The organism is Nocardiopsis sp. B62 (genome assembly GCF_018070675.1).
Classification (GTDB): domain Bacteria; phylum Actinomycetota; class Actinomycetes; order Streptosporangiales; family Streptosporangiaceae; genus Nocardiopsis; species Nocardiopsis prasina.
Genome location: NZ_JAGPXK010000007.1, coordinates 168,714 through 190,737 on the forward strand (window position 1 = coordinate 168,714; position 22,024 = coordinate 190,737).

Sequence of the window (22,024 nt, forward strand, 5' to 3'; positions counted from 1 at the left end):
AGATTCTTCACGTCCGGTGTCCGGTAGAACTTGAAGGGCCCGATTTCTACAGATCAGACCACGAGGTAGCCCCATGGGACAGCCCCCGCCCCCGAACGGCCCGCAGGGCCCCTACCCCGGCCAGCAGCCCCCTCAGGGCCCGCCGCCCGGGTACGGCCAGCAGCCGCCGCAGGGGCCGCCGCCCGGGTACGGCCAGCCGCCGCAGGGTCCTCCTGGCCAGTTCCCCCCGCAGGGCCCGCCGCCCGGATACGGGCAGCAGCCGCCGCAGGGGCCGCCCGCAGGTTTCGGTCAGCAACCTCCGCAGGGTCCTCCCGGCCACTTTCCCCCGTACGGCGCCCCCGGGCAGTACCCGCCCGGCCACGGCCCGCAGGGTGCTCCCAAGAAGAAGACCGGTCTGATCGTCGGGGCGGCGGTCGGCGCCGTGGTGCTCGTCGCGGCCCTCGGCGGGGTCCTGATCGCGGTCAACTCCAGCTCGGTGTACACGTCCATGCCCAACAACTGCGCCGACGCCTTCGACAGCGACGTCCTGAGCCCCGTCTTCGAGGGGTCCGTCCCCTCGCTGTCCGGTGAGTTCGACCCGGAGTCCAACGGCATCGGCGAGTCGTACGGCACGCTGTCGTGCTCGGGCGAGGCGAACGGCGTCAGCGTCGAGGTCTACGCGGAGCTGTTCGACCCCGAGGACCAGGTGGCGCTCCAGGAGGTGGACGAGGTCTTCACCGAGGAGGAGGTGACCGAGGACTTCCTGGACGAGCCCGCCGAACCCGGCGAGATCTCGGACATGGACCCCGGGTACGGCACGACGGGGCAGGTTCTGTGGAACTACACGTCGGTCGGGGACCAGGGCGTCGCGGTGGCCACCACCGCCGAGGGCGGTGGCGACACCTACGGCTTCGCCATGGGCGCGTTCGTCACGGACAACATCGCGGGCGGGATCGTGGTCAGCGACACCGAGAACGCTCGTGAGGTGCAGGAACTGTTCAACTCCGTCGAGTCGGTCAGCGGTGACCTCGCCCGCCAGTTCAAGCGGTCGGCCGAGAAGTAGGCGGTCGGCTCCGACCCCGCACGGGACGGATGCGGGGTCGGAGCGCGCCGTTCCGGAATGGCCGGGAGCAGACAGACGGCGCCCGTGACCGGGTGCGCGGGGTCGGTGCCGGGTAGAAGTGAGGGGGTTACGCATCCCCCTTCCGAAGACACCTGTCTTCCAGTGACACGGATCACGAGGCACCTCCATGGGACAGCCCCCGCCCCCACACGGTCCACACGGAGCACCGGGCTCCCACGGCTCGCCCGACCCCTTCCCCGGGCAGCCGGGGCAGCAGCCGTTCCCGGGGCGGCCCGGTCCGCATCCCTTCCCGGGCCAGCCGGGGCGGCATCCCTTCCCGGGGCAGCCGGGGCAGGCGTGGCAGCCTCCGTTCCCGGGCCAGCCCGGTCAGCAGCCGTTCCCGGGTCAGCCCGGTCAGGGTCCCTTCCCTGGGCAGCCGGGCCCACCCGGTCCACCGCCGTCGGGGCCCCGGCCCACCGGCCCAGGCCATCCCCGACCGGGCGGGGGACCCCGTCGCAGGTGGGGGCCGATCCTGAGTGGCATCGGGACGGTCGCCCTGCTTCTGGTGTCCACGGGGGTGGTGGTGGCGTCCCTCTCCGGAGGCGACGGACCCTACGCCTCCCTGCCGGGGTGCGGGACCGTGCTGCCGCGCGAGATCACCGACGAGATCCCCGGCGTCCGGAGCCCGAGGGCGACCGGGCAGTACCGGGACTTCCAGGGCAGGCGGGAAGACACCGGGGGAGGGGACCCCGAGGTGCTCGGCCTCCTGTCCTGCCAGGTGAGCGACCGCGACGACCGCGAACCACTGTGGCTCACCGTCTGGTTGTTCGAACCCCACCCGCAGGACGCGCAAGCCGCCCGCGAACTCAACGAGTTCGTCGTCGAGCTGGTGCAGGAACGTCGCCTGAACTGGGAGGGCGGCGGCACCTTCGACGAGGAACTGGGCCGGGATGTGCTCGACTGGCGCGAGACCAGGGTCGGGGACGCGGGGACCGTCGCGATCCTGGAGGACTCGGGCAGTGCCGACCGGGCCGCCCTGGCCAACTTCGACTTCGTCACTGCCAACCTTCGTGTCTGGGGCGGCCACAACCTCTACGGCCACTACGACGAGGCGGAGACCCTCGACTACGTGGAGCGGCTCTCCGAGCAGCTGTACCGGCAGGTCTCCCGGGAGGCGGAACCGGCCATCTGAGCGCCCGGACCGGCGCGGACCCCCGACGGGTCCGCGCCCCTTCTCCCTCCGCCGAGCGCTCAGGCCTCCGGGATGAGCTTGCCCGGGTTGAGCACGCCCTCCGGGTCCAGCGCCGACTTCACCGCGCGCAGCACCTCGCCGCCCAGCGGGCCGAGTTCCGCCTCCATCCACGGACGGTGGTCGGTGCCCACGGCGTGGTGGTGCGTGATGGTGCCGCCGTTGGCCACGATCGCGTCCGAGGCCGCCCGCTTGGCACGGTCCCAGCGCGCGGCGGGGTCCGTGCCGGCCCCCGTGGCCACGGTGAAGTACAGGGAGGCGCCGGTGGCGTAGGTGTGCGAGACGTGGCACTGCACCACGGCCCCGCTCTCCTCGTCGTCGAGGGCGCCGGTCAGCGCCTCCGTCACGGCCGTGTACAGGGGCAGCAGGTCACTCCAGGACGCGGCGGTCTCCAGGGTCTCGGCGAGGACCCCCGCCGACAGCAGGGTGTCGCGCAGGTACGGCGCGTGGAAGCGGGTCTCGCGCCAGTGCGCCACCGGGTCCGGGCCGAGCGGGGTGCCGCCCGCAGCCTCCATGACCCGTCGGACCACGGCCGAGCGAGCCCCGACCTCGGTCCCGGTTCCCTCGAACCCCAGCACCGCCTGGCAGCCGGGCACGGCCTCACGCCCGCCGAGGGCGGCGTTCACGAAGGTCTCGGTCTCGTCGGACAGACGGGCCATGGTCGGCCGGGTGTCCGACTGGGCCAGGGTGCGCAGTGCCTCCACCCCGGTGGTGTAGTCGGGGAAGGACCAGGCCTCGTCCAGGACCCGTTCGGGCCTCGGGCGCACGCGCACGGCCACCTCCGTGATGACGCCCAGCGTGCCCTCCGAGCCCACCAGCAGACGGCGCAGGTCGGGCCCGGCGGCGGAGGCCGGGGGACCGCCCGCGTCCAGGGTGCCGCGCGGGGTGGCCACCCGCAGGCCCACCACCATGTCCTCGAACCGGCCGTAGCCCGCGGAGGCCTGGCCGCTGGAGCGGGTGGCCGCGTATCCGCCGATGGTCGCGTACTCGTAGCTCTGCGGCACGTGCCCGAGGGTGAGCCCGTGCCCGGCCAGCATGGCCTCGGCGTGCGGGGTGCGCACCCCCGCGCCGAGGACGGCGGTCAGGGACGTCGAGTCCAGGGAGACGAGGCGGTTCAGACGGCGCAGGTCCAGGGTGACCACCGCGCGGAAGCCGCCGTCGACGGGGGAGACGCCGCCCACCACGCTGGTGCCGCCGCCGAAGGGCACCACCGCGACGCGCTCGGACGAGCAGAGCGCCAGGACCCGCTCCACCTCGTCGTGGTCGGCGGGATAGAGAACGGCGTCGGGGGCGGGGGCCCGCCCGGCGCGGCGGGCGAGCAGGTCCGGGGTGCTCTTGCCGCCCGAGTGGACCAGGCGGGCGGCGTCGTCCACGATGACGTGCTCGGCCCCGAGGACCTCGGTGAACCTCGCGGTCAGCGGACCGTCCAGACGGGAGGCGGGCAGTTCCACGTCCTCCGGGGCCACCGGGGGCATGTCCCTGGTCCTGGCGCGCAACACCTGGGAGACCAGTTCACGCAGCCCGGGTTCGAGCTCCTTCGCCTTGGCGGGGTCGCCCCAGGCGTACCAGCTCATGTCCGGAGCGGTGCCGACGGTGTCGGCGAGGCTGACGGGGGCGTGTTCAGTGCGCGCATCGTGGGTCATGCTCTACAGTTTTACACATGGCGTCAAAACGTAACGTAGAGGACGACATCCTCGACGCGGCCCGCGCCTGCGTCGAGGCCTTCGGCGTCCGCCGCACCACCCTGACCGACGTGGCCCGGCGCGCGGGCGTCAGCCGCCCCACCGTCTACCGGCGCTGGCCCGACGTGACCGCTCTGGTCGCGGACCTGCTCACCCGCGAGCTCCGGCGCATCCTCGTCGCCGAGGAGGTGGGCACCGGCGGGACCAACAGATCGGACGGCACGGAGAGCATCCGCACGCAACTGGTCCGGCACGCCGCCAGGGTCGCCCGCGCGATGCTCGCCCACCCGCTGGTCACCCGCATCGTGGACACCGAACCCGAACTCCTGGCCACCTACACCTTCCACCGGCTGGGCAGCAGCCACCTGGCCGCGCTCGAACTCCTCGAACCGGCCGTCGCCGAGGGGCAGGCCGACGGTTCTGTGCGCGGGGGAGACCCCGCCGTCCTCGCTCACCTGTTCATGGTCACCGTGCAGAACACCGTGACCTCCCACCGCCTCCTCGCCGAGGTCCTCGACCACGACGGCCTGGTCGACGAACTGTCCACGATGCTGGACGGCTACCTGAGGCCCTGACCCACTGTTCCCGGCCCCTGCTCCGGCCCACCTCATCGGAAAGGACGCCCCGATGCGTCAGCAGCAGACCCGGTCCGCATCCCTGAACGCCGCCCGGCGCGCCGCCGACCTCGCCGAACTGGAGGCACGTCCCGAGGTGGACGTCCTGGTGGTCGGCGGGGGAGTCACCGGCGCGGGGGTGGCCCTGGACGCCGCCTCGCGCGGACTGTCCACGGTGCTCGTCGAACGCGAGGACCTGGCGTTCGGCACCAGCCGCTGGAGCTCCAAACTGGTCCACGGCGGGCTGCGTTACCTCGCCAAGGGGCAGGTCGGCATTGCCTACGAGAGCGCCCGCGAACGCGACGTCCTCATGCGCGTCACCGCGCCCCACCTGGTCCGACCCATGCCCATGGTGGTGCCCGTCTTCCGAGACTCCGGCCTGGCCCGCTCCCTGTTCGTCCGCGCGGGTATGGGTCTGGGCGACCTCCTGCGCGTGCTCTCCGGGACCCCGTCCTCGGTGCTGCGCGCCCCCCGCCTCCTCAACGCCCGCCAGACCACTCGCCTCCTGCCCGGGGTGCGGACCGAGGGGCTGCTCGGCGGCATCCTGTCCTTCGACGGCCAGCTGGTCGACGACGCCCGCCTGGTCGTGGGCATCGCCCGAACCGCCGCCCGCGAGGGTGCCCGGATCATCACCCGCTGCTCCGCCGAGAGCGTGAGCGCGGACGGGGTGGTCCTGCGTGACGAACTCACCGACCGGATCATCCCGGTCCGGGCGCGCGGGGTGGTGAACGCGACCGGTGTGCACGCCGACGCCCTCGACCCCGGTATCCGGCTCAGCCCCAGCAGGGGAACCCACCTGGTCCTGGACGGGGCGAGCCTCGGCCACCCGACGGCCGCGCTCACCGTCCCGTTGGAGGGGAGTGTGAGCCGGTTCGTGTTCGCGCTGCCCCAGCCCGACGGCCGGGTCTTCGCAGGGCTCACCGACGAGCCCGTGGACGGCCCCGCAGTCCGGGTCCCCGAGGTCCCCGAGGAGGACGTGGACTTCCTGCTCACCCAGTTCAACCGGGCCCTGAGGGCCAAGTTGACCAGGGCGGACGTCATCGGTTCCTTCGCGGGGCTGCGGCCGCTGCTCCAGGGCGACGACACCAGCGCCAACCTCTCCCGTGAGCACTCGGTCTCGGTCGCGCCCAACGGGACGGTGACGGTGGTCGGCGGCAAGCTCACCACCTACCGCGCGATGGCGGAGGAGACCGTGGACGCGCTCGTCGCGGCGCACCGTCTCCCCGCGAGCGCCTGCCGCACCCGCGCGATCCCGCTCGTGGGCGCCGCTTCCCACGAGGAACTCGACGCGTTGGACGCCCCGCGCCACCTGGTGGCCCGGTACGGGACCGAGGCGCTCGACGTGGTCGCCGAGGCCGGAGGGGATCCGGCGGCGCTGACGCCCGTCGCCCGTGGCATCACCCCCGCCGAGCTGCGCTTCGGCGTGCGGCACGAGGGAGCTCTGAACGTCGGGGACCTGCTGGAACGCCGCAGCAGGCTGGCCCTGGTCGACACCGACCGGGAGCGCGCGGAGGGCGCGGCCAAGGCGGCGCTGGCCCTGGCGGAGTGAGAAAAGGGAACGGATGCGGTGAATTCGGGAACTCACCACACCGGGATCCCCTGTTCCGCGACGATGTGATCGCGTAAGGTCATACCGGTTCGAGCCCTCCCCCTCCCCCCTCGGACGCTCCCGCAGCCGCCCCCGTTCCGGCGCGCCCGTCCACTGTGCCGCCCCGCCGAAGGAGTCAGTCATGCCCACGCTCGTTGCCGTGCCCACCCTCACCAGGAACGAGGACGGTGTTCTCGCGAGGGTCCCGGACGAGTACCGGCACTACTTCAACGGGCGTGTTCCGGTCCCGTTCACCAAGCGCCGGTGGGAGTTCGCGGGTGAGCCCGTCAGCGTGCCCATGGTCCGCGCCTTCCTGGACACCTGTGCGGCCGGTCGGGACTCGGACTACCAGTACGTCCTCACCCTGCTCGGCGCCGAGCTCGCCACCAACGCCATCCGGCACAGCAGGTCGGGTGAGCCGGGTCAGAGCTTCGTGATCCGCGTGGACCGCGGGCCGAACGGGCTGACGGTCACGTGCAGGGACAACGGGACCCCGGTCAACGCGCTGAGAGGCGAGGGGGGTCAGCTGTTCGCGTCGCCCCCCGAGGAACGCCTCACCGCCGAGGACGGCCGGGGGCTGGCGCTGATCGACAGCTTCGCCACCACGTGGGGGGACAACGGGCACCCCAGCATTCGCAAGGTGTGGTTCCACCTGGCCTATGACATGACCGGGAGCTCCTGGCCCGCCGCCTGACCTGGCGTGGAGGGGCTTCTGGTCTTGTCAGTCGGGGTGACGCGTGCCACTATTTCCTACCTGTTAGTAGCTTTGTGGCGTAGGTCACCGCATCGTGCCGTTCCGGTACACCCTGGTCACGCGACCACCCCGACCGCCCCTCCGCCGCCCCCAGCGGCCCTTCCCCCAAGGTGCCCCCCCATGGACTCCGCGCTCACGACGATCGGCCTGCCGCTCGCCCTCGGCATCATCATGCTCGGCCTGGGACTCTCCCTGACCGTCCGGGACTTCACCCGGCTGCTCTCCATGCCCTGGACCATCGTCCTGGTCCTGGGCTGCCAGATCGTCCTGCTACCGCTCTTCTGCCTCGGTCTGGTCCTGGTGTTCGTCACCCACTTCGACCTCTCGCCCCTGCTGGCGGTGGGCATGATGATGATGGCCGCGTCCCCGGGCGGCACCACCGCGAGTCTGTACAGCTACCTGTTCAAGGGCAACGTCGCGCTCAACATCTCGCTGACCGCGATCAACTCGCTCACCGCCATGGTGACGCTGCCGCTGATCACCGGGTTCTCGCTCGGCTACTTCACCGAGGGCGGGTCCATCGGCCTCCAGACCGACAAGATGGTCCAGGTCTTCGCGGTCATCCTCATCCCCGTCGCCATCGGCATGCTCGTCCGCGCGAAGCTGACCGCCTTCGCGGAGCGCATGGAGAAGCCGGTCAAGCTCGGTTCCATCCTCGTGCTGGTCGCGGTCATCGTCGGGGCCATCGCCGCCGAGTGGGCCAATCTGCCCGAATACATCGTCTCGGTCGGCCTGATGGTCCTGGTCTTCAACGTGGTCAGCCTCGTGATCGGATACTGGGCGCCTCGCCTGGTGGGCACCGAGCGCCCCGAGGCCGTCGCGTCCTGCATGGAGATCGGCCTGCACAACACCACGCTGTCGCTCACCATCGCCGTGACCGTCCTGAACAGCACCGAGATCGCCATCCCCTCGGCGGTGTACGGCGTGCTGATGTTCTTCACCGCGGCCGCCGCCGGTGCCCTGCTCAACCGTCGCGGGGCCCGAGAGGACCGGGCCGGGGCGCGGGCCGCCTGACCCGCACGCCGCCGAGCGGCACACCCCGGCCCGCCAGCTGGCCTCGGGGGCTCAGACCCGGTGGCTCAGGTAGGCCAGGACCGCCCGCACCCTGCGGTGGCCGCTGTCCGTGGGCGCCAGGTCCAGCTTGTGGAAGATGTTGCCGATGTGCTTGTGGACCGCGTTGGTGGTGACCACCAGCCGCGCCGCGATCTCGCCGTTGTCGTGCCCCTCCGCCATGAGGGCCAGGACCTCGCGCTCCCGGGCGGTCAGGGTCTCCAACGGGTCCCGCCTGCGGGAGGTGAGCAGCTGCCGGACGACGGCCGGGTCCATCACGGTGCCGCCCCCGGCGACCCGGTCCAGGGCCTCCACGAACTCGCTCACCCGACCCACCCGGTCCTTGAGCAGGTAGCCCACCCCGCCCTGGCCGTCGGAGAGCAGCTCGCCCGCGTAGTCGCGCTCGACGTACTGGGACAGCACCAGAACGGGCAGCCCCGGGTGGGCGGCGCGGGCCGCGATGGCCGCGTGGATGCCCTCGTCGCGAAAGCTCGGCGGCAGGCGCACGTCCACCAGGGCGAGGTCGGGGCGGTGCCGGTCCACGGCCGCGGCGAAGGCGGGCACGTCCTCGGCCACCGCGGCCACCTCGTGTCCCCGGGTGGACAACAGCAGCTTGAGGCCCTCGGACAACAGCACGTTGTCCTCGGCGATCACGATCCGCACGGCAGTTCCACCCTGAGCGTCGTCGGTCCCCCGGCGGGGCTGTACACGGTCACGTTCCCGTCCAACGCGGCCGCCCTGCGGCGCAGCCCCCGGACCCCGCTTCCCGCGGTCTCGTCCACACCGCCGTGCCCGTCGTCGGACACCTCGACCCTCAACAGGTCGTCCTCGCGTTCCAGGCGGACGGAGATCGTCTCCGCGCCGCTGTGCCGGACCGCGTTGGTGACCGACTCGGTGACCGCGTAGTACGCGGCGGTCTCCACCGCCACCGGCAGGGTGCCCGGGTCGGTCACGTCCAGCCGCACCGGCAGGGTGGTCCGCCCGGCCAGAGCGGTGAGGGCGCCCGGCAGGCCCCGGTCGGCGAGGATGGGCGGGTAGATGCCCCGGATGACGTCGCGCAGCTCGGTCATGGCCTCCTCGGTTCCCGTGTGCGCCTGTTCGAGCAGGGCGGCGACCGCGGGGTCCGATGCGGCCTCCTTCGCCACGCCCAGCTGCATGGCGATCGCCACCAGCCGGGCCTGGGTGCCGTCGTGCAGGTCGCGTTCGATCCGTCGCAGTTCCGCGCCGTGCGCGTCCACCACCCCGGCGCGCGTGCGCTGGAGTTCGTCCACGCGGTGGGCGAGCACCTCCTGCTCGGAGGGGGCCAGGGAGCGGACGCACATCCGGGCGTGCGCGTCGCACATCGGCACCGTCACCCACCGCAGGATCGCCACGCCGACCGCGAACTGGAGGGCGGCGGAGATCACGGCGGCCCCCCAGCCGTCCACCGCGAACCCGAGCTGCTCGGGCTGGAACCCGGCCGGGTACGCCCACCACAGGAGTGAGTCGACGGTGTTGACCAGCATGCCGGGGCCGATCAGGGCCAGGCACCCGAGCAGGATGCTCACCACCGAGAACAGCGGCATCCACAGGAGCACCCGGTGCGTGGCGGGTGCGCCCACCAGCGCACGGAAGCCGTGGTCGGGCGGTCGCGGCAGGTCGGGGACGTCGACCCCGAGCCACCCTGCGGCACGCAGCCGGTTCCAGTCGGCCCAACGCGTCACCAGCCGCACCCACCGGGACGCCAGGAACGTCCCCACCCCGCTGAACGGGAGCGCCAAGGCCACCACCAGGGTCAGGGGTGCCATCACGAGGGTGATCATCCCGAAGACCAGCGCCGCCAGCAGGCGGCCGCACGCCCGTAACGGCCGATCCCACACCTTCCGCATTCCGTGCTCCTCAGCCAGGTTCCTCGACGGCGTCGATCCGCCGACTCGCACCAGTCTGGGGTACCTGAGGGGGCCGGGCACTACAGCTGGCTACCGGAACCGGCCACCGCACGCTCCACCGGGCCCTGTCCGGCTACCGTGAGGACCCCGCCACGCGCCGACACAGGGAGGCCGCCCCTCGTGAGCCGCACCCACCACTGGACCGCCATGGGCGGGACCGGAGGGGCCACCTCCGCCAGGTACGCCTTGGACGTCGTCGTCGCCCTGGTGTACTCGATCGTGGACCCGTCCACGTGGTGGCGTCTCACGTCGCCGGACCGGCTCGGCGCCGACCCATGGGAGTGGTTTGGGCTCGCGCTGCTCGTGGTGGTACCGGTGGGGATGGTGCTGCGCTGGAGGTACCCGGCGGGTGCGTTCGCCACGGTCCTCGCGGCCAGTGTCCTGACACTGCTCGGCGGTTGGGGCGTCGCCCCGCCCCTGGCCGCCGCCTGGACCCTGTACCCCCTGGCGCTGACCTGGGAGGGGAGGGCCCCGCGTCCACGGCCGACCCGCCTGGCCCTCGCCGCGGGTGCGCTCTGCGCCGTGTTGGTCGGCGCGACGCTGTGGATCCCCGAGCCGGTGTACGCACACGTCGCCGACCTCTCGCCCCTCGCCCTGCTCGCCCCGATCGTGTTCCTGGCCCCGTTCGGGCTGTCGTGGCTGCTGGGGCGTGTGGTGCGCGAACGCCATCTGCGCGAAGTCCGCGAGGCCGAGGACACCCTCGCGCGCACCCAGAACCTGGAACGACTGCGGGTGGCCCGGGAGGTGCACGACATCGTCTCGCACACCCTGGGCGGGATCGGTGTGCGCGCCGGTGTGGTGCGCCACGTGCACGGCGACGATCCACGCGCGCTCGCCGAGGCCCTCGCCGAGATCGAGCGGGCCAGCCGGGCCGCCACTGACGAACTCCGTCTCGTGCTCGGGGTACTGCGCCAGGGGGACACCGCGCCACTGGCACCCCAGCCCGGACTGGCCGATCTGCCCTCGTTGGTGGAGACCGCGCGGGCCGCAGGAGTGGAGTGCGCGCTCCACACCCACGGGACCGAGGGGCTGCCCGTGACCGTGGCGGCCGCCGTGCACCGTGTCGTCCAGGAGTCCCTCACCAATGTCGTCCGGCACGCGCCGGGCGCGAACTGCACGGTCACGGTCACCGCTGACGACGGGGCGGTGGAGGTGAAGGTCCTCGACACCGGCCGGGCCAGGCTCCCGGGTGCGGGTCAGGACCCGGCCTGGGCCACACCCGCGACCACGACTCCTCTGACCGGCAGTGGGACCGGCCTGATCGGCATGCGCGAGCGAGTGTCCCTGCACGGGGGATCCCTCCACACCGGCCCCCGCCCCGGTGGCGGACACCGGGTCCACGCGCGGCTGCCCCTGGACCCGCGCTCCACCAGGACCCCACCGGCCCACCCCCGCCCCACGGAAGGGCAACGATGATCGACACCCGGCGCGATCCCGTCCGCGTGCTCATCGCCGACGACCAGGAGCTGCTGCGCGGTTCCCTGCGCATGCTCGTCGACAACGACCCCGGCATGACCGTGGTCGCCGAGGCCGGAACCGGTCGGGAGGCCCTCGACCTCGTCGCGCACACGGCACCCGACCTCGTCCTCATGGACGTGCGCATGCCCGACCTCGACGGACTCACCGCCACCCGGCACATCTGCGCCAACTCCGACACCACCCGTGTCATCGTCCTCACCATGTTCGACCTCGACGAGTACGTGTACGGGGCACTGCGGGCCGGTGCCAGCGGGTTCCTCCTCAAGAACACCCGCCCTGAGGAGCTGCTCCGCGCCCTGCGCCTGGTCGCGGACGGGCAGGCTCTGCTCGCTCCGGAGGTCACCGGGCGCCTCATCGCCGACGTCGTCCGCTCCGGCGGGCCGCGCCTCGAGGCCGCGCCCTGGCGGGTTGACGCCTCCGGCCTGACTCCGCGCGAGAGGGAGGTCGTCACGCTGATCGGCCGGGGGCTCTCGAACACCGAGATCGCCGGGGAGCTGACCCTGAGCCACTCCACCGTCAAGACCTACGTGAGTCGCCTGCTCGCCAAACTCGACGCGCGAGACCGGGCCCAACTGGTCGTCTTCGCCTACGAGAGTGGCCTGGTGCGGGTCGCCTGACCACCGCCGACACGCTCGGTGAGGACCCGTGTGTCCCCCAGGGTTGACGACCGACTGTCCACCACGGGCCGATGTGCCGAGCCACCCCCGAAGACGACCATGGGTCCATGATCGAGATACGCGGACTCACGAAACGTTACGGTGCCCACACAGCCGTCGACGGACTGACCTTCACCGCTGCTCCCGGCCAGGTCACGGGGTTCCTCGGACCCAACGGGGCAGGCAAGTCCACCACCCTGCGCATGCTGTTGGGCCTGGACCGGATCGACGCCGGAACCGCCACCGTCACCGGGGTCCCCTACACCTCGTTGCGACGACCGGCCAGGGTCGTCGGTGCCCAGCTCGACCTCGGGGGCGCCCATCCCTCGCACACCGCACGCGCCCACCTGGCGTGGATCGCCCGCGCCAACGGGCTTCCGCTGGGCCGCGTCGACGAGTCGCTGCGCCGGGTCGACCTGGAGCGGGCCGCCCGTGCCCGGGTGCGCACCTTCTCGCTGGGTATGGGACAGCGGCTCAACCTCGCCGCAGCCCTGCTGGGAGATCCACAGGTGGTGATCATGGACGAGCCGGTCAACGGGCTCGATCCGGCGGGCATCCGGTGGATGCGGTCCTTCACCCGCGGATTGGCCGAGGAGGGACGCACCGTGCTGCTGTCCAGCCACCTCATGGACGAGATCTCCCGAATCGCCGACCACCTGGTGGTGATCCACCGTGGGCGGATGGTCGCGCGGGGCGGCCCGGACCAGTTGACCGTCGGCCACGACTCCCTGGAGGACGCGTTCTTCGCCCTCACCTCCGGCACGAGGGAAGGTGCGTCCTGATGCTGCTCGTGCGCTCGGAGGGGCGCAAACTGGCCACCCTGCCGGTGGTGCCGTTGTCGATGGTGGCGACCCTCGTGGTCACCGTGGGGCTCGCGGCCATCGCGAGCTGGACGATCGCCGGACTTCTGGACGACGACCCCGCGCGGGCCGGGCTGGACTTCACCCCGGTCGGTGAGGGGTTCCAGGCCGTCTACTTCGGTCAGGCCGGAATGGTGGTGCTGGGGGTCCTGGCGGTCAGTGGTGAGTTCGGCGGCGGGCGGGTGCGCACGTCGCTGCTGGCCGTGCCCGGGCGGTTGCGCTTCCTGGCGACCAAGGCCACCGTGGTGGCGCTGTTCTCCGCCCTGGTGGCGCTGGTCACCGTGCCCTCGGCCTTCGTGGCGGCCCAGCTCGGTCTGGGAGAGCACGGGCTGCCGCTCTCGGAGGTGTTCGACGGCGCGATCCTCGCCCCCATGGCCGGGGCTGTCCTGTACTGGGTGCTGCTGTCCCTGCTGGCTGCGGGTTGCGCGGTGCTCGCACGGAGCGCGGTGGCCCCGCTGACGATCCTGGTGGCGCTGGTGCTGGCCCTGTCGCAGTTTCTGTCCATGGTCACCGACCTCGCCGACCTGCTGCCGGACCGCGCCGGTTCGCTGATGTACCTGGAGTCCCGGGAGAGCGCCTACGGGCTGGGCGCGGCTCAGGGCGGACTGGTGATGGCCGCCTGGGTGGCGGTCGTGTGGCTGGTGGCCGCGGTGCGGTTCGTCCGCAGGGACGCCTAGACACCGGGGCGCACACCCGAGAACCGGGAGGGCGCGCGGGGACGGCGGGCGTCCTCCCGGGCCGGGGCGGCGGGGTCGCCCCGGCCCGTTCGGGGTCAGTCGTCGTCACCGTCGTCGTTGGTCAGGGCGTCCACGGCGACGGCGACCGCGATCACCAGGGCGGGGTCCCCGGCGAGGTCGCGCCGGTGGGTGTTGACGTCCACGGCGTAGGTGTCGCGCATCCGGAACCACTTGCGGGACACGACCGCGACGGTGCCCTCCTTGTCGCTGATCGAGTACTCCTTGTCGAAGAAGCTCCCGATCACCTCCCAGTCCCCTCCGCCCTTGATCTCGACGTTGAGCTTGTCGCGGACCGGGTTGAAGAGCCGCTTGCGGACGGTGGCGACGGTCGAGCCGTCGTGCTCCACGCGCATCTGGTCGCGGACCTTGAAGAGCTTCTTGCGGATCACCATGAGGACCTCGCCCTTGGGGTCCTTCAGCTCGAAGGTGGTGCGCAACCTCAGGGCCTTGCCGTCCACCCAGAACACCTTGGTGCCCTGTTCGTCCGTCACCCAGAAGTCGTCGCCGATGTCGAACACGCGTTCACGTACCAGAAACTTCATGCCCCGACGCTAATGGACGGGTTCGCCGCCCACCAGGGGCGGGGAGCGCTCACGCCGCGCCCCGGTCGGTCGCCGGGGGTGCCGGGTTCGGGCGGGGTCCGCACATGGCCCCCACGAGCGGGGCGAGCCCGGGGGTGCCGACGGCGTCCAGGATCTCGCTGGCCGTCTCGACCCGGGCCCGGGTCGTCGCCCGGCGAGTGGTCGAACGACTCGGTGCCCGCGTTCTCAGCGCCGCTGGCGCTGGGACAGCCAGATCGCCAGGACCACCAGCACGCAGCCGCCCAACTGCACGGGCGTGACCCGCTCACCCAGGAAGACCGCGCTCATGGCCACCGCCAGCACCGGCGGCAGCACGAGGATCGCGGCGCCGGTGCTGGCGGTCAGCCGGGGCAGGGCCGACCCCACCAGCAGCCAGGTCAGCACCTGCCCGGTCAGCGCCAGCATCGCCAGCCACACCCACGCCATGGTGTCCAGCGAGGCCAGGTCGATCCCGCTCCACAGCGCGCCCAGCACTCCGGCGGCCAGCGCGGCCGAGGCGGTGGAGACGCACACCGGAGTCACCGTGTGCCCCTGGCCGCCGCCGAGCCGGGACAGGAAGAGGTAGCCCGCGTAGGTCACCCCGGCCGCGCAGCCGTAGGCCAGGCCGAGCCACGGATCACCCTCGGAGACGGCGCCCGCGCCCGGACCGACCACCCCGGCTGTCAGGGCCACCCCGACCAGCATCACCGGCACCGCGAGCAGGAACCGCAGAGGCGCGCGGTCGCCCAGGAACACCCACGCCAGCAGCGGGAAGACCACCACCTGGACGTTGAGCAGGACGGTCGCCATCCCCGCGCCGACGTGCTGGATGCTCGCCACCCAGAACACGTAGTCCACACCCAGCAGCAGACCCGCCACCAGGTCCAGCCCCACCAGGCGCAGCGCCCGCGGTCCCACCCGGCGGAGCTCCACCAGGGCCATCGGGACGAGAACGAACAGCGCCAGCGCGCACCGCAGGAAGGCGGCCGTCCCGGTGTTGGCGCCGGACAGCTTCACGAACACCCCCGTGGCGGAGGTGGTGGCCGATCCCACGATCGCCAGCACCACGGGGTTGGCCCGGTCCAGCACCGACCCCCGCTCCGTCCGTCTCGTGTCCGTTCCCGACACTGGTTCCGCGCCCCCTTCACCGCCGTCCGCCCCGCCGCGTGCGAGCCACAGGACCAGGTTGCCGCCTCCGACCCTGAAACAAAAGCGATGATTTGTCGCCGGTGATCAGTAGTGTTGCTTACGTGTTCAGCATGGAACGACTCACGGCGCTGGCCGCCGTACGCACCCACGGCTCCATCGCGCGTGCGGCCAGGGTCCTGCACGTCACCCCGTCGGGCATGTCCCAGCAGCTCGCCAAACTGGAGCGGGAGGCCGGGCAGCGCCTGCTCGAACCCGACGGACGCACCGTGCGGCTCACTCACGCGGGCCGGGTCCTGGCCGCACACGCGGACCGGGTGCTGGCCCAGGTCAGCGAGGCGCAGACCGACCTCGCCGCCCTTGATCGGCAGATCCTCGGCCCCCTGCGGCTGGGCGGTATGGGCAGCGCCGTGCGCAACCTGCTCCCCGGCGCCCTGTCCGACCTGCTCACCGAACACCCCCGGCTGGTCCCCACGGTCCGTGACGGCGAGGTGGTCTCCCTGATCCCCCCGCTCCTGCGCGGGGAACTCGACCTGGTCCTGGCCGAGAGCTGGTCCAGCCGCCCGGTCGCGCTGCCCGCCGGAGTGCGCACGGTGGAGCTCCTGGAGGAACGGGTGTGCCTCGCACTCCCGCCGGGCCACCCCCGCGCCGAACCGTCTCCGGTCGACCTCGCCGCACTCGCGGAACCCGGCGGTCTGCCCTGGGCCAGCTGTCCGGCGGGCACCGAGCCCTACGAGGCGATCCTCCAGGCCCTGCGGTCCCGGGGCGTCGAACCCGACATCAGGTACACACTCGCCGAGATCCCCTCCCAACTGGAGCTGGTGGCCGCCGGGCTGGCCATGGCGCTCGTCCCCGACCTCGGCCGCCGCACCGCACCGGAGGGAGTCCTGTTCCTGCCCACCGACCCACCCCTGCGAAGGACGATCAAGGCGGTGTGGCGGGCCGACGCCGAGACCCCGGCGATCCGCGCCTGCGTCACCGCGCTCACCGAACACACCGACCCACCCCCCGGCCATCCCACCGAACCGAGCACACGAGGAGACACGTGAACACCCCCTGGCACACCCGGCCCATGGCCGCCTTCGACATCGAGACCACCGGCCTGGACGTGGAGGGCGACCGGATCGTCACCGCGGCCCTGTGGCGTATCGACCCCACCCGCAGGACCAAGGACGTCACCACCTGGCTGGCCGACCCCGGCATCGAGATCCCGCAGGAGGCCACCGACATCCACGGCGTCACCACCGAACACGCGCGTGCCGAGGGGCGCCCGGCCGCCGAGGTGGTCAACGAGATCGCCGCCGCCCTGGAGGAGGTCATCTCCGACGGGGTGCCCGTGGTGGTCTACAACGCCCCCTACGACCTCACCCTCCTGGACCGCGAACTCGCGCGCCACCGCCCCGGCCGGCCCCTGACCGCCCAGCCGCTGGTGGTGGACCCGCTGGTCCTCGACAAGCAGGTGGACACCTTCCGGCGCGGTTCCCGCAAGCTGGTCGACGTCTGCGCGCACTACGAGGTCCCACTCGCCCAGGAGGAGGCACACGGTGCGGCCGCCGACGCCCTGGCCGCCGCACGCCTCGCCTGGCGGATCGCGGCCACCCACCCGGAGATCGCCGCGTACTCGGCCGAGGAGCTGCACGCCGCACAGGTCAAGTGGAAGGGGGAGCAGTCCGCCAGCTTCCAGGAGTACCTGCGCCGCCGGAACCCCGAAGCGGTGGTCGACGGTTCCTGGCCGCTGATCGCGTCACCAGTGTGAGGTCCGATGTGAGGGCCGGTACGAGCCCCGATGCGGGCCGGTCCGTGACGGCCGGTGGACGGCCCCGAGGGGACGTCGCGGCCCGGGAAACGCGAAAGACCGGCGGGACGTGGTCTCCGCCGGTCTCTGCTAGCTGTGCCCCCTGCAGGATTCGAACCTGCGCACCCGGCTCCGGAGGCCGGTGCTCTATCCCCTGAGCTAAGGGGGCGCGCTGCTGCGAGAACAACTGTAGCAGGGGTTCCGGGATGGTTGGCCACCCGAGCGCCGGGCCCGCCGCGGCCCCCCGCGGATACTGGATTCCAGTGGTGCGGCCCGGCTCGGCGGCGGTAGTGTCACGGGCGTGAACGCCCTTCCCGCACGGGTTCTCGTCGTCGAGGACGACGAGGTCATCCGCGAACTCATCCGCCTCAACCTCGAACTGGAGGGGTTCGAGGTGTTCACCGCCATGGACGGTCAGGACTGCCTGGACCGCGTCGGCCACGTCGAGCCCGACGTCATCACCATGGACGTGATGATGCCCCGCCTCGACGGCTGGTCCACGGTCGAGCGGCTGCGGTCCGACGGCTTCACGCGCCGCATCGTCATGGTGACCGCCCGCGCGCAGACGGAGGACCGCAGACGCGGTGAGCGGATCGGTGTCGACGAATACCTGACCAAGCCCTTCGACCCCGACGAGCTGGTCGACCTGATCCGGGCGCTCCTCGGGGAGGGCGACGGCGGGATCGGGGGAGCGGCGTGACCCCACTCGAACTGGAGACCCTCGTCCGAAGGGCGGCCGTGGGCGCCTTCGGGCTCGGCGACGCCGACGTCCCCTTCGTGTGGCCGCGCGCCGACCACGCGGACGAGGGCGCCGACGCCGCGATCGCCCTGGCGCCCCGCCTGGTCGGACGCCTGCGCGAGGGGCTCCCCCGTGGCCGTGAGGACTCCCACCGGCTCACGGTGTCCGGACGCATCGTCGCCCGGATCGCCGCCATGGCCGACGAGGGCGAACCCGACACGGGCTTCGCGCACGTCCACACGGACCAGCGCGGCTTCGCCAACTTCACCTTCACCTGCGAACAGCGCCAGAGCCTCCTCCAAGCGGCGGCGGACGGCCCCCGCTACCTCACCGGCCGGTCCTGGACCGGGACGGGGGAGTGGCCCCACTCGGACCTGCACGAGGCCGGTCCCCTCGCCCAGGCCCGCCGCTACGCCCGCGCCGACGCCCGGGCCCGCATCGCCATGGCCGTGGACGGCGGTCCCCCGCCGCCGAGCCCCGGAGGCGAGGTCTCCTGGCGCGACCGCTATCTGGACACCGACCAGTCCGCACTGTTCACGCCCTCGGGCCGCGCGCTCGGCCGGATCGGCGAGGCCAGCGCCCGGGTCGCGTTCTGCCGCTCGGTCCCCGAACGTCCCCGGGAGAACGAGACGACCGGCCGCGACCTGCCGGTGCTGCCCTCCGCGGACAACCCCGGATCCTGGGCCCGGCTCACCGACGCCAACCCCGCCTTCCGGCTCCGCTACGCCCACGCGCACGCGCTGAGCAGCACGCGCTGGGCGGCGGATCAGCGGGCGGCGGATCAGTCGGCCGCCACGGGGCGAACAACCACGCGGGCGCGCTGCCACCACGAACACGGCGCGAAGGTGCGCGGACTCCTCTTCGACGGCCCCAGCGTCCTGGACACGGCGGCGCGTCGAGAGGAACCCCATATCCTGGTGAGATACCTGGAGGCGCTGACCAGTGCCTACGATGAATGGCGGACCGGTTCCACCGCCGGAGCCGAACCGGCCACGGAGCCGGAACCGACCTGGGCCGCGCTCGACCCCGCGCTGCCCGCCGCCGTCGCCGGTGTGGTCGGCACCGGCCTCTTCCTGCTCGGGGTGTCAGCGCCCACAAGGCTGTAGACACCCGCGGCCGCGAACCCGGTGGGGCCAGCCCAACCCCTGTGTTCCGATCGGCTTGGTGGACAATGGGGCGGAGCGAACCGTCCCGACCCGCCCGGAACCTCCCCCGCGCAGAACACAGCACCGCCCAGACGTACCGCAGTCCCAGCCGAAAGACCGCCATGAGCCGCTACGCCCACCCCGCCGGATCCCGCCACGCGGAGGTCCTGCCGGAGGAGAACCCGCCGCTGCCGCCGGAGGACCTCAACGCCCTGAACCCGCGGGTCTGGCCCGCCACGGCGCGTCGCTCCGAAGGTGAGCTCACCATCGGCGGCGTCGGTGTGCGCGCCCTCGCCGCCGAGTACGGCACCCCGCTCTTCGTCATGGACGAGGAGGACTTCCGCGCCCGCGCCCGCGCCTACTCCACGGCCTTCGCCGACGCCGACGTCTACTACGCGGGCAAGGCCCTGCTCACCAGGGCCGTCGCCCGCTGGGTGGTCGAGGAGGGGCTCAAGCTCGACGTCTGCTCCGGGGGCGAGTTGGCCGTCGCCCTGGCCGCCGGGGTCCCGACAGACCGCGTCGCCATGCACGGCAACAACAAGTCGGTGTCCGAGCTGCGCCGCGCCGTGGAGGCCGGTGTCGGCCGGATCATCCTGGACTCCTTCGACGAGATCGACCGCCTGGAGGCGGTGGCCGCCGAGTCCGGCGCCCGCCCCCGGGTGCTCATCCGGGTCACCACCGGGGTGGAGGCGCACACCCACGAGTTCGTCGCCACCGCGCACGACGACCAGAAGTTCGGCTTCGCGCTGAGCACCGGCGCCGCCGGCGAGGCGGTCCGCCGCGTCCTGGCCGCCGACCACCTGGAGCTGGTGGGGCTGCACTCGCACATCGGCTCGCAGATCTTCGACACGTCGGGCTTCGAGGTCGCCGCCCGCCGCGTGACCCGCTTCCTCACCCGGATCCACGAGGAGCTGGGCATCACCCTCGCCGAACTCGACCTCGGCGGCGGCCTCGGCATCGCCTACACCGCCGGGGACGACCCGCTCGACCCCGGCACCATCGCGGCCAGCCTCACCGAGATCGTGCGCCGTGAGTGCGAGGACGCGGACCTGCCCATGCCGCGCATCGCCGTGGAGCCCGGGCGCGCCGTGGCCGGTCCGGCCGGGATCACCGTGTACGAGGTCGGCACCGTCAAGGACGTCGAGGGCATCCGCACCTATGTGAGCGTGGACGGCGGGATGAGCGACAACATCCGCACCGCCCTCTACGGCTCCGAGTACACGAGCCAGCTGGTGTCCCGGGAGAGCGACGCCGAGCCGATGCTCTCCCGCCTGGTCGGCAAGCACTGCGAGAGCGGTGACATCATCGTGCACGACCTCCACCTGCCCGCAGACCTGAGGCCGGGCGACCTGGTGGCGGTCGCCGCCACGGGCGCCTACTGCTACTCCATGGCGAGTAACTACAACCACCTGCCCCGTCCCGCCATGGTGGCGGTCCGGGACGAGAACGCACGGGTGATCGTGCGCAGGGAGAACGAGGAGGACCTCCTCCGTCTCGACGTAGGCTGAACAGTCCGCCCCGCGGGCGCCGCACCGGTGCCCGGCAGTTCGGACACGAGAGAAGTGGGAGTCACGCCCAAATGGCGATGAAGGTGGCGCTGCTCGGATGCGGCGTTGTGGGTTCGGAAGTCGTCCGCCTGGTCAACGAGCAGTCCGAGGAACTGGCCGCGCGGATCGGCACGCCGATCGAGATCGGCGGTATCGCGGTCCGTCGGCTGGACCGCGACCGCGGCGTCGACCCGGCGCTGCTGACCACCGACGCCACGGCGCTGGTCACCCGCCCGGACATCGACGTCGTGGTGGAAGTCATCGGCGGGATCGAACCGGCCCGTTCGCTGATGCTCGCCGCGATCAAGTCGGGCAAGTCCGTGGTGACGGCCAACAAGGCGCTGCTCGCCGAGGACGGCCAGACGCTGCACGCGGCGGCGCGCACGGCCGGGGTCGACCTCTACTACGAGGCGTCCGTGGCCGGGGCCATCCCGCTGCTGCGACCGCTGCGCGACTCCCTGGCCGGTGACAGGGTCAACCGGGTCCTGGGCATCGTCAACGGGACCACGAACTACGTGCTGGACCGCATGGACTCCCTGGGCTCGGGTTTCACCGAGTCCCTGGAGGAGGCCCAGACCCTCGGGTACGCGGAGGCCGACCCCACGGCGGACGTCGAGGGCTTCGACGCCGCGGCCAAGGCCGCGATCCTGGCCCGGCTGGCCTTCCACACCCAGCGGGTGACCGCGGCCGACGTCCACCGCGAGGGCATCACCGCGGTGTCGGCCGCCGACATCGCCAGTGCCCGCGCGATGGGCTGCGTCGTCAAACTCCTGGCCATCTGCCAGCGCTCGGAGGACGGGGAGTCGGTGGGCGTGCGCGTCCACCCGGTGATGCTGCCGGTCGGACACCCCCTGGCCAGCGTCAAGGAGGCCTACAACGCGGTGTTCGTCGAGGCCGAGTCCGCCGGGCGCCTCATGTTCTACGGTGCCGGGGCCGGGGGCACGCCCACCGCCAGTGCCGTCCTGGGCGATCTGGTGGCGGTGGTCCGCAACCGCCTGGCCCACACGTCGGTGCCTGAGGGCGCCCACGACACGGGCCTTCCGGTGCACGACATGGGCCACACCATCACCAGCTACCACGTGGCGCTGGACGTGGCCGACCGCCCCGGTGTGCTCTCCAAGGTCGCCGAGATCTTCGCCGACCACGGGGTGTCCATCAAGAACGTGCGTCAGGAGGGGACGGGGGACGACGCCCAGCTCGTGCTGGTCAGCCACCCCGCGCCCGACGCCGCCCTGAGCAGCACCGTCGAGAAGCTCAGCGCGCACCCGATGGTCCGCGACGTCGCCAGCGTGATGCGCGTGGAGACCTTCCAGGAGTAGCCCCGTGTCCCGGGGACGCGCCCTCGCGCGCCCCCGGGCGGGGTGTCCACATGGTGAGAAACACCTTCCCGAGATGCAAGACAGCTCGGGCTGGGTCATAGACTCGTAGCAGGTGGGGCCGATCGCTCCCGCGA

21 protein-coding genes and 1 tRNA gene are annotated in these 22,024 nt (G+C 72.4%); 16 read left to right on the forward strand and 6 right to left on the reverse strand.

The genetic code is table 11. From position 1 onward, the window contains the following. The first annotated feature begins 73 nt into the window (after window positions 1-73). Both KBX21_RS10720 and KBX21_RS10725 read left to right on the forward strand, forming a co-directional pair. Complete coding sequence (locus KBX21_RS10720) at window positions 74-1,042, forward strand: hypothetical protein (RefSeq protein ID WP_234003989.1); 969 nt, start codon at window positions 74-76, stop codon at window positions 1,040-1,042. 565 nt (window positions 1,043-1,607) lie between these two features. Beyond that, window positions 1,608-2,234, forward strand: a complete 627-nt coding sequence (locus KBX21_RS10725) for a hypothetical protein (protein WP_210841805.1) — start codon at window positions 1,608-1,610, stop codon at window positions 2,232-2,234. 59 nt (window positions 2,235-2,293) lie between these two features. On the opposite strand, the gene KBX21_RS10730 is transcribed toward KBX21_RS10725, so the two are convergent. Next, window positions 2,294-3,934 carry an FAD-binding oxidoreductase gene (locus tag KBX21_RS10730; RefSeq protein ID WP_210841806.1) on the reverse strand — a complete coding sequence of 547 codons (1,641 nt, stop codon included), beginning with the start codon at window positions 3,932-3,934 and terminating at the stop codon, window positions 2,294-2,296. Window positions 3,935-3,951: 17 nt separating this feature from the next. On the opposite strand from KBX21_RS10730, the gene KBX21_RS10735 reads away from it, so the two are divergent. From KBX21_RS10735 to KBX21_RS10750, 4 genes are all read left to right on the forward strand, one after another. Further along, window positions 3,952-4,548, forward strand: coding sequence for a TetR/AcrR family transcriptional regulator (locus tag KBX21_RS10735; RefSeq protein WP_049574374.1), 597 nt, complete (start codon window positions 3,952-3,954; stop codon window positions 4,546-4,548). A gap of 52 nt (window positions 4,549-4,600) precedes the next feature. Next, on the forward strand, window positions 4,601-6,136 hold the full coding sequence (locus KBX21_RS10740) for a glycerol-3-phosphate dehydrogenase/oxidase (RefSeq protein WP_210841807.1): 1,536 nt from the start codon (window positions 4,601-4,603) through the stop codon (window positions 6,134-6,136). 181 nt (window positions 6,137-6,317) lie between these two features. Then, window positions 6,318-6,869, forward strand: coding sequence for an ATP-binding protein (locus KBX21_RS10745; protein WP_210841808.1), 552 nt, complete (start codon window positions 6,318-6,320; stop codon window positions 6,867-6,869). Between the two features lie 180 nt (window positions 6,870-7,049). After that, a complete protein-coding gene (locus tag KBX21_RS10750; protein ID WP_049579846.1) occupies window positions 7,050-7,943 on the forward strand; it encodes a bile acid:sodium symporter family protein in 894 nt (297 codons plus the stop codon). A gap of 51 nt (window positions 7,944-7,994) precedes the next feature. On the opposite strand, the gene KBX21_RS10755 is transcribed toward KBX21_RS10750, so the two are convergent. Further along, on the reverse strand, window positions 7,995-8,642 hold the full coding sequence (locus tag KBX21_RS10755; protein ID WP_049579847.1) for a response regulator transcription factor: 648 nt from the start codon (window positions 8,640-8,642) through the stop codon (window positions 7,995-7,997). Next, window positions 8,630-9,847, reverse strand: coding sequence for a sensor histidine kinase (locus KBX21_RS10760; protein WP_210841809.1), 1,218 nt, complete (start codon window positions 9,845-9,847; stop codon window positions 8,630-8,632). Before KBX21_RS10760 ends, KBX21_RS10755 begins: the two co-directional genes overlap by 13 nt. Before the next feature lie 180 nt (window positions 9,848-10,027). Between KBX21_RS10760 and KBX21_RS10765 the strand changes: the two genes are divergently transcribed. From KBX21_RS10765 to KBX21_RS10780, 4 genes are all read left to right on the forward strand, one after another. Then, window positions 10,028-11,323: an ATP-binding protein gene (locus tag KBX21_RS10765; protein ID WP_307869185.1), complete on the forward strand. Its 1,296-nt coding sequence runs from the start codon at window positions 10,028-10,030 to the stop codon at window positions 11,321-11,323. Beyond that, window positions 11,320-12,003, forward strand: a complete 684-nt coding sequence (locus KBX21_RS10770) for a response regulator transcription factor (RefSeq protein WP_049575528.1) — start codon at window positions 11,320-11,322, stop codon at window positions 12,001-12,003. The genes KBX21_RS10765 and KBX21_RS10770 overlap by 4 nt, the downstream gene beginning before the upstream one ends. Window positions 12,004-12,110: 107 nt before the next feature. Then, window positions 12,111-12,824: an ABC transporter ATP-binding protein gene (locus KBX21_RS10775; RefSeq protein WP_210841810.1), complete on the forward strand. Its 714-nt coding sequence runs from the start codon at window positions 12,111-12,113 to the stop codon at window positions 12,822-12,824. After that, a complete protein-coding gene (locus KBX21_RS10780) occupies window positions 12,824-13,579 on the forward strand; it encodes an ABC transporter permease (RefSeq protein ID WP_247665529.1) in 756 nt (251 codons plus the stop codon). The genes KBX21_RS10775 and KBX21_RS10780 overlap by 1 nt, the downstream gene beginning before the upstream one ends. A 95-nt stretch (window positions 13,580-13,674) precedes the next feature. Here the strand turns inward: KBX21_RS10780 and KBX21_RS10785 are convergent, their stop codons facing one another. Further along, on the reverse strand, window positions 13,675-14,181 hold the full coding sequence (locus KBX21_RS10785; protein ID WP_210841811.1) for an LURP-one-related/scramblase family protein: 507 nt from the start codon (window positions 14,179-14,181) through the stop codon (window positions 13,675-13,677). A 225-nt stretch (window positions 14,182-14,406) separates the two neighbouring features. Next, entirely contained in the window at window positions 14,407-15,288 is an 882-nt protein-coding gene (locus tag KBX21_RS10790) for a DMT family transporter (RefSeq protein ID WP_307869186.1), read from the reverse strand. A 161-nt stretch (window positions 15,289-15,449) separates the two neighbouring features. Here KBX21_RS10790 and KBX21_RS10795 point away from each other — a divergent pair, with 161 nt between their 5' ends. Both KBX21_RS10795 and KBX21_RS10800 read left to right on the forward strand, forming a co-directional pair. Continuing rightward, a complete protein-coding gene (locus KBX21_RS10795) occupies window positions 15,450-16,394 on the forward strand; it encodes a LysR family transcriptional regulator (RefSeq protein WP_210841813.1) in 945 nt (314 codons plus the stop codon). After that, complete coding sequence (locus tag KBX21_RS10800; protein WP_210841814.1) at window positions 16,391-17,101, forward strand: exonuclease domain-containing protein; 711 nt, start codon at window positions 16,391-16,393, stop codon at window positions 17,099-17,101. The genes KBX21_RS10795 and KBX21_RS10800 overlap by 4 nt, the downstream gene beginning before the upstream one ends. A 136-nt stretch (window positions 17,102-17,237) precedes the next feature. On the opposite strand, the gene KBX21_RS10805 is transcribed toward KBX21_RS10800, so the two are convergent. Further along, a tRNA-Arg gene (locus tag KBX21_RS10805) sits at window positions 17,238-17,309 on the reverse strand. A gap of 132 nt (window positions 17,310-17,441) precedes the next feature. Here KBX21_RS10805 and KBX21_RS10810 point away from each other — a divergent pair. From KBX21_RS10810 to KBX21_RS10825, 4 genes are all read left to right on the forward strand, one after another. Then, window positions 17,442-17,840, forward strand: a complete 399-nt coding sequence (locus KBX21_RS10810) for a response regulator transcription factor (protein WP_049575506.1) — start codon at window positions 17,442-17,444, stop codon at window positions 17,838-17,840. Continuing rightward, complete coding sequence (locus KBX21_RS10815; protein WP_049575503.1) at window positions 17,837-18,985, forward strand: DALR anticodon-binding domain-containing protein; 1,149 nt, start codon at window positions 17,837-17,839, stop codon at window positions 18,983-18,985. Before KBX21_RS10810 ends, KBX21_RS10815 begins: the two co-directional genes overlap by 4 nt. A gap of 161 nt (window positions 18,986-19,146) precedes the next feature. After that, complete coding sequence (gene lysA, locus KBX21_RS10820; protein WP_210841815.1) at window positions 19,147-20,532, forward strand: diaminopimelate decarboxylase; 1,386 nt, start codon at window positions 19,147-19,149, stop codon at window positions 20,530-20,532. 71 nt (window positions 20,533-20,603) lie between these two features. After that, a complete protein-coding gene (locus KBX21_RS10825) occupies window positions 20,604-21,890 on the forward strand; it encodes a homoserine dehydrogenase (protein ID WP_049575495.1) in 1,287 nt (428 codons plus the stop codon). The last annotated feature ends 134 nt before the right edge of the window (window positions 21,891-22,024 follow it).

Excerpts from the sequence above, each read along its gene's own strand:
- KBX21_RS10730 (WP_210841806.1), bottom strand. The coding sequence starts at position 3,934 with ATGACCCACGATGCGCGCACTGAACACGCCCCCGTCAGCCTCGCCGAC.
- KBX21_RS10760 (WP_210841809.1), bottom strand. The coding sequence starts at position 9,847 with ATGCGGAAGGTGTGGGATCGGCCGTTACGGGCGTGCGGCCGCCTGCTG.
- KBX21_RS10745 (WP_210841808.1), top strand. The coding sequence starts at position 6,318 with ATGCCCACGCTCGTTGCCGTGCCCACCCTCACCAGGAACGAGGACGGT.
- lysA (WP_210841815.1), top strand. The coding sequence starts at position 19,147 with ATGAGCCGCTACGCCCACCCCGCCGGATCCCGCCACGCGGAGGTCCTG.
- KBX21_RS10775 (WP_210841810.1), top strand. The coding sequence starts at position 12,111 with ATGATCGAGATACGCGGACTCACGAAACGTTACGGTGCCCACACAGCC.
- KBX21_RS10735 (WP_049574374.1), top strand. The coding sequence starts at position 3,952 with ATGGCGTCAAAACGTAACGTAGAGGACGACATCCTCGACGCGGCCCGC.
- KBX21_RS10825 (WP_049575495.1), top strand. The coding sequence starts at position 20,604 with ATGGCGATGAAGGTGGCGCTGCTCGGATGCGGCGTTGTGGGTTCGGAA.
- KBX21_RS10740 (WP_210841807.1), top strand. The coding sequence starts at position 4,601 with ATGCGTCAGCAGCAGACCCGGTCCGCATCCCTGAACGCCGCCCGGCGC.
- KBX21_RS10780 (WP_247665529.1), top strand. The coding sequence starts at position 12,824 with ATGCTGCTCGTGCGCTCGGAGGGGCGCAAACTGGCCACCCTGCCGGTG.
- KBX21_RS10720 (WP_234003989.1), top strand. The coding sequence starts at position 74 with ATGGGACAGCCCCCGCCCCCGAACGGCCCGCAGGGCCCCTACCCCGGC.
- KBX21_RS10750 (WP_049579846.1), top strand. The coding sequence starts at position 7,050 with ATGGACTCCGCGCTCACGACGATCGGCCTGCCGCTCGCCCTCGGCATC.
- KBX21_RS10770 (WP_049575528.1), top strand. The coding sequence starts at position 11,320 with ATGATCGACACCCGGCGCGATCCCGTCCGCGTGCTCATCGCCGACGAC.
- KBX21_RS10785 (WP_210841811.1), bottom strand. The coding sequence starts at position 14,181 with ATGAAGTTTCTGGTACGTGAACGCGTGTTCGACATCGGCGACGACTTC.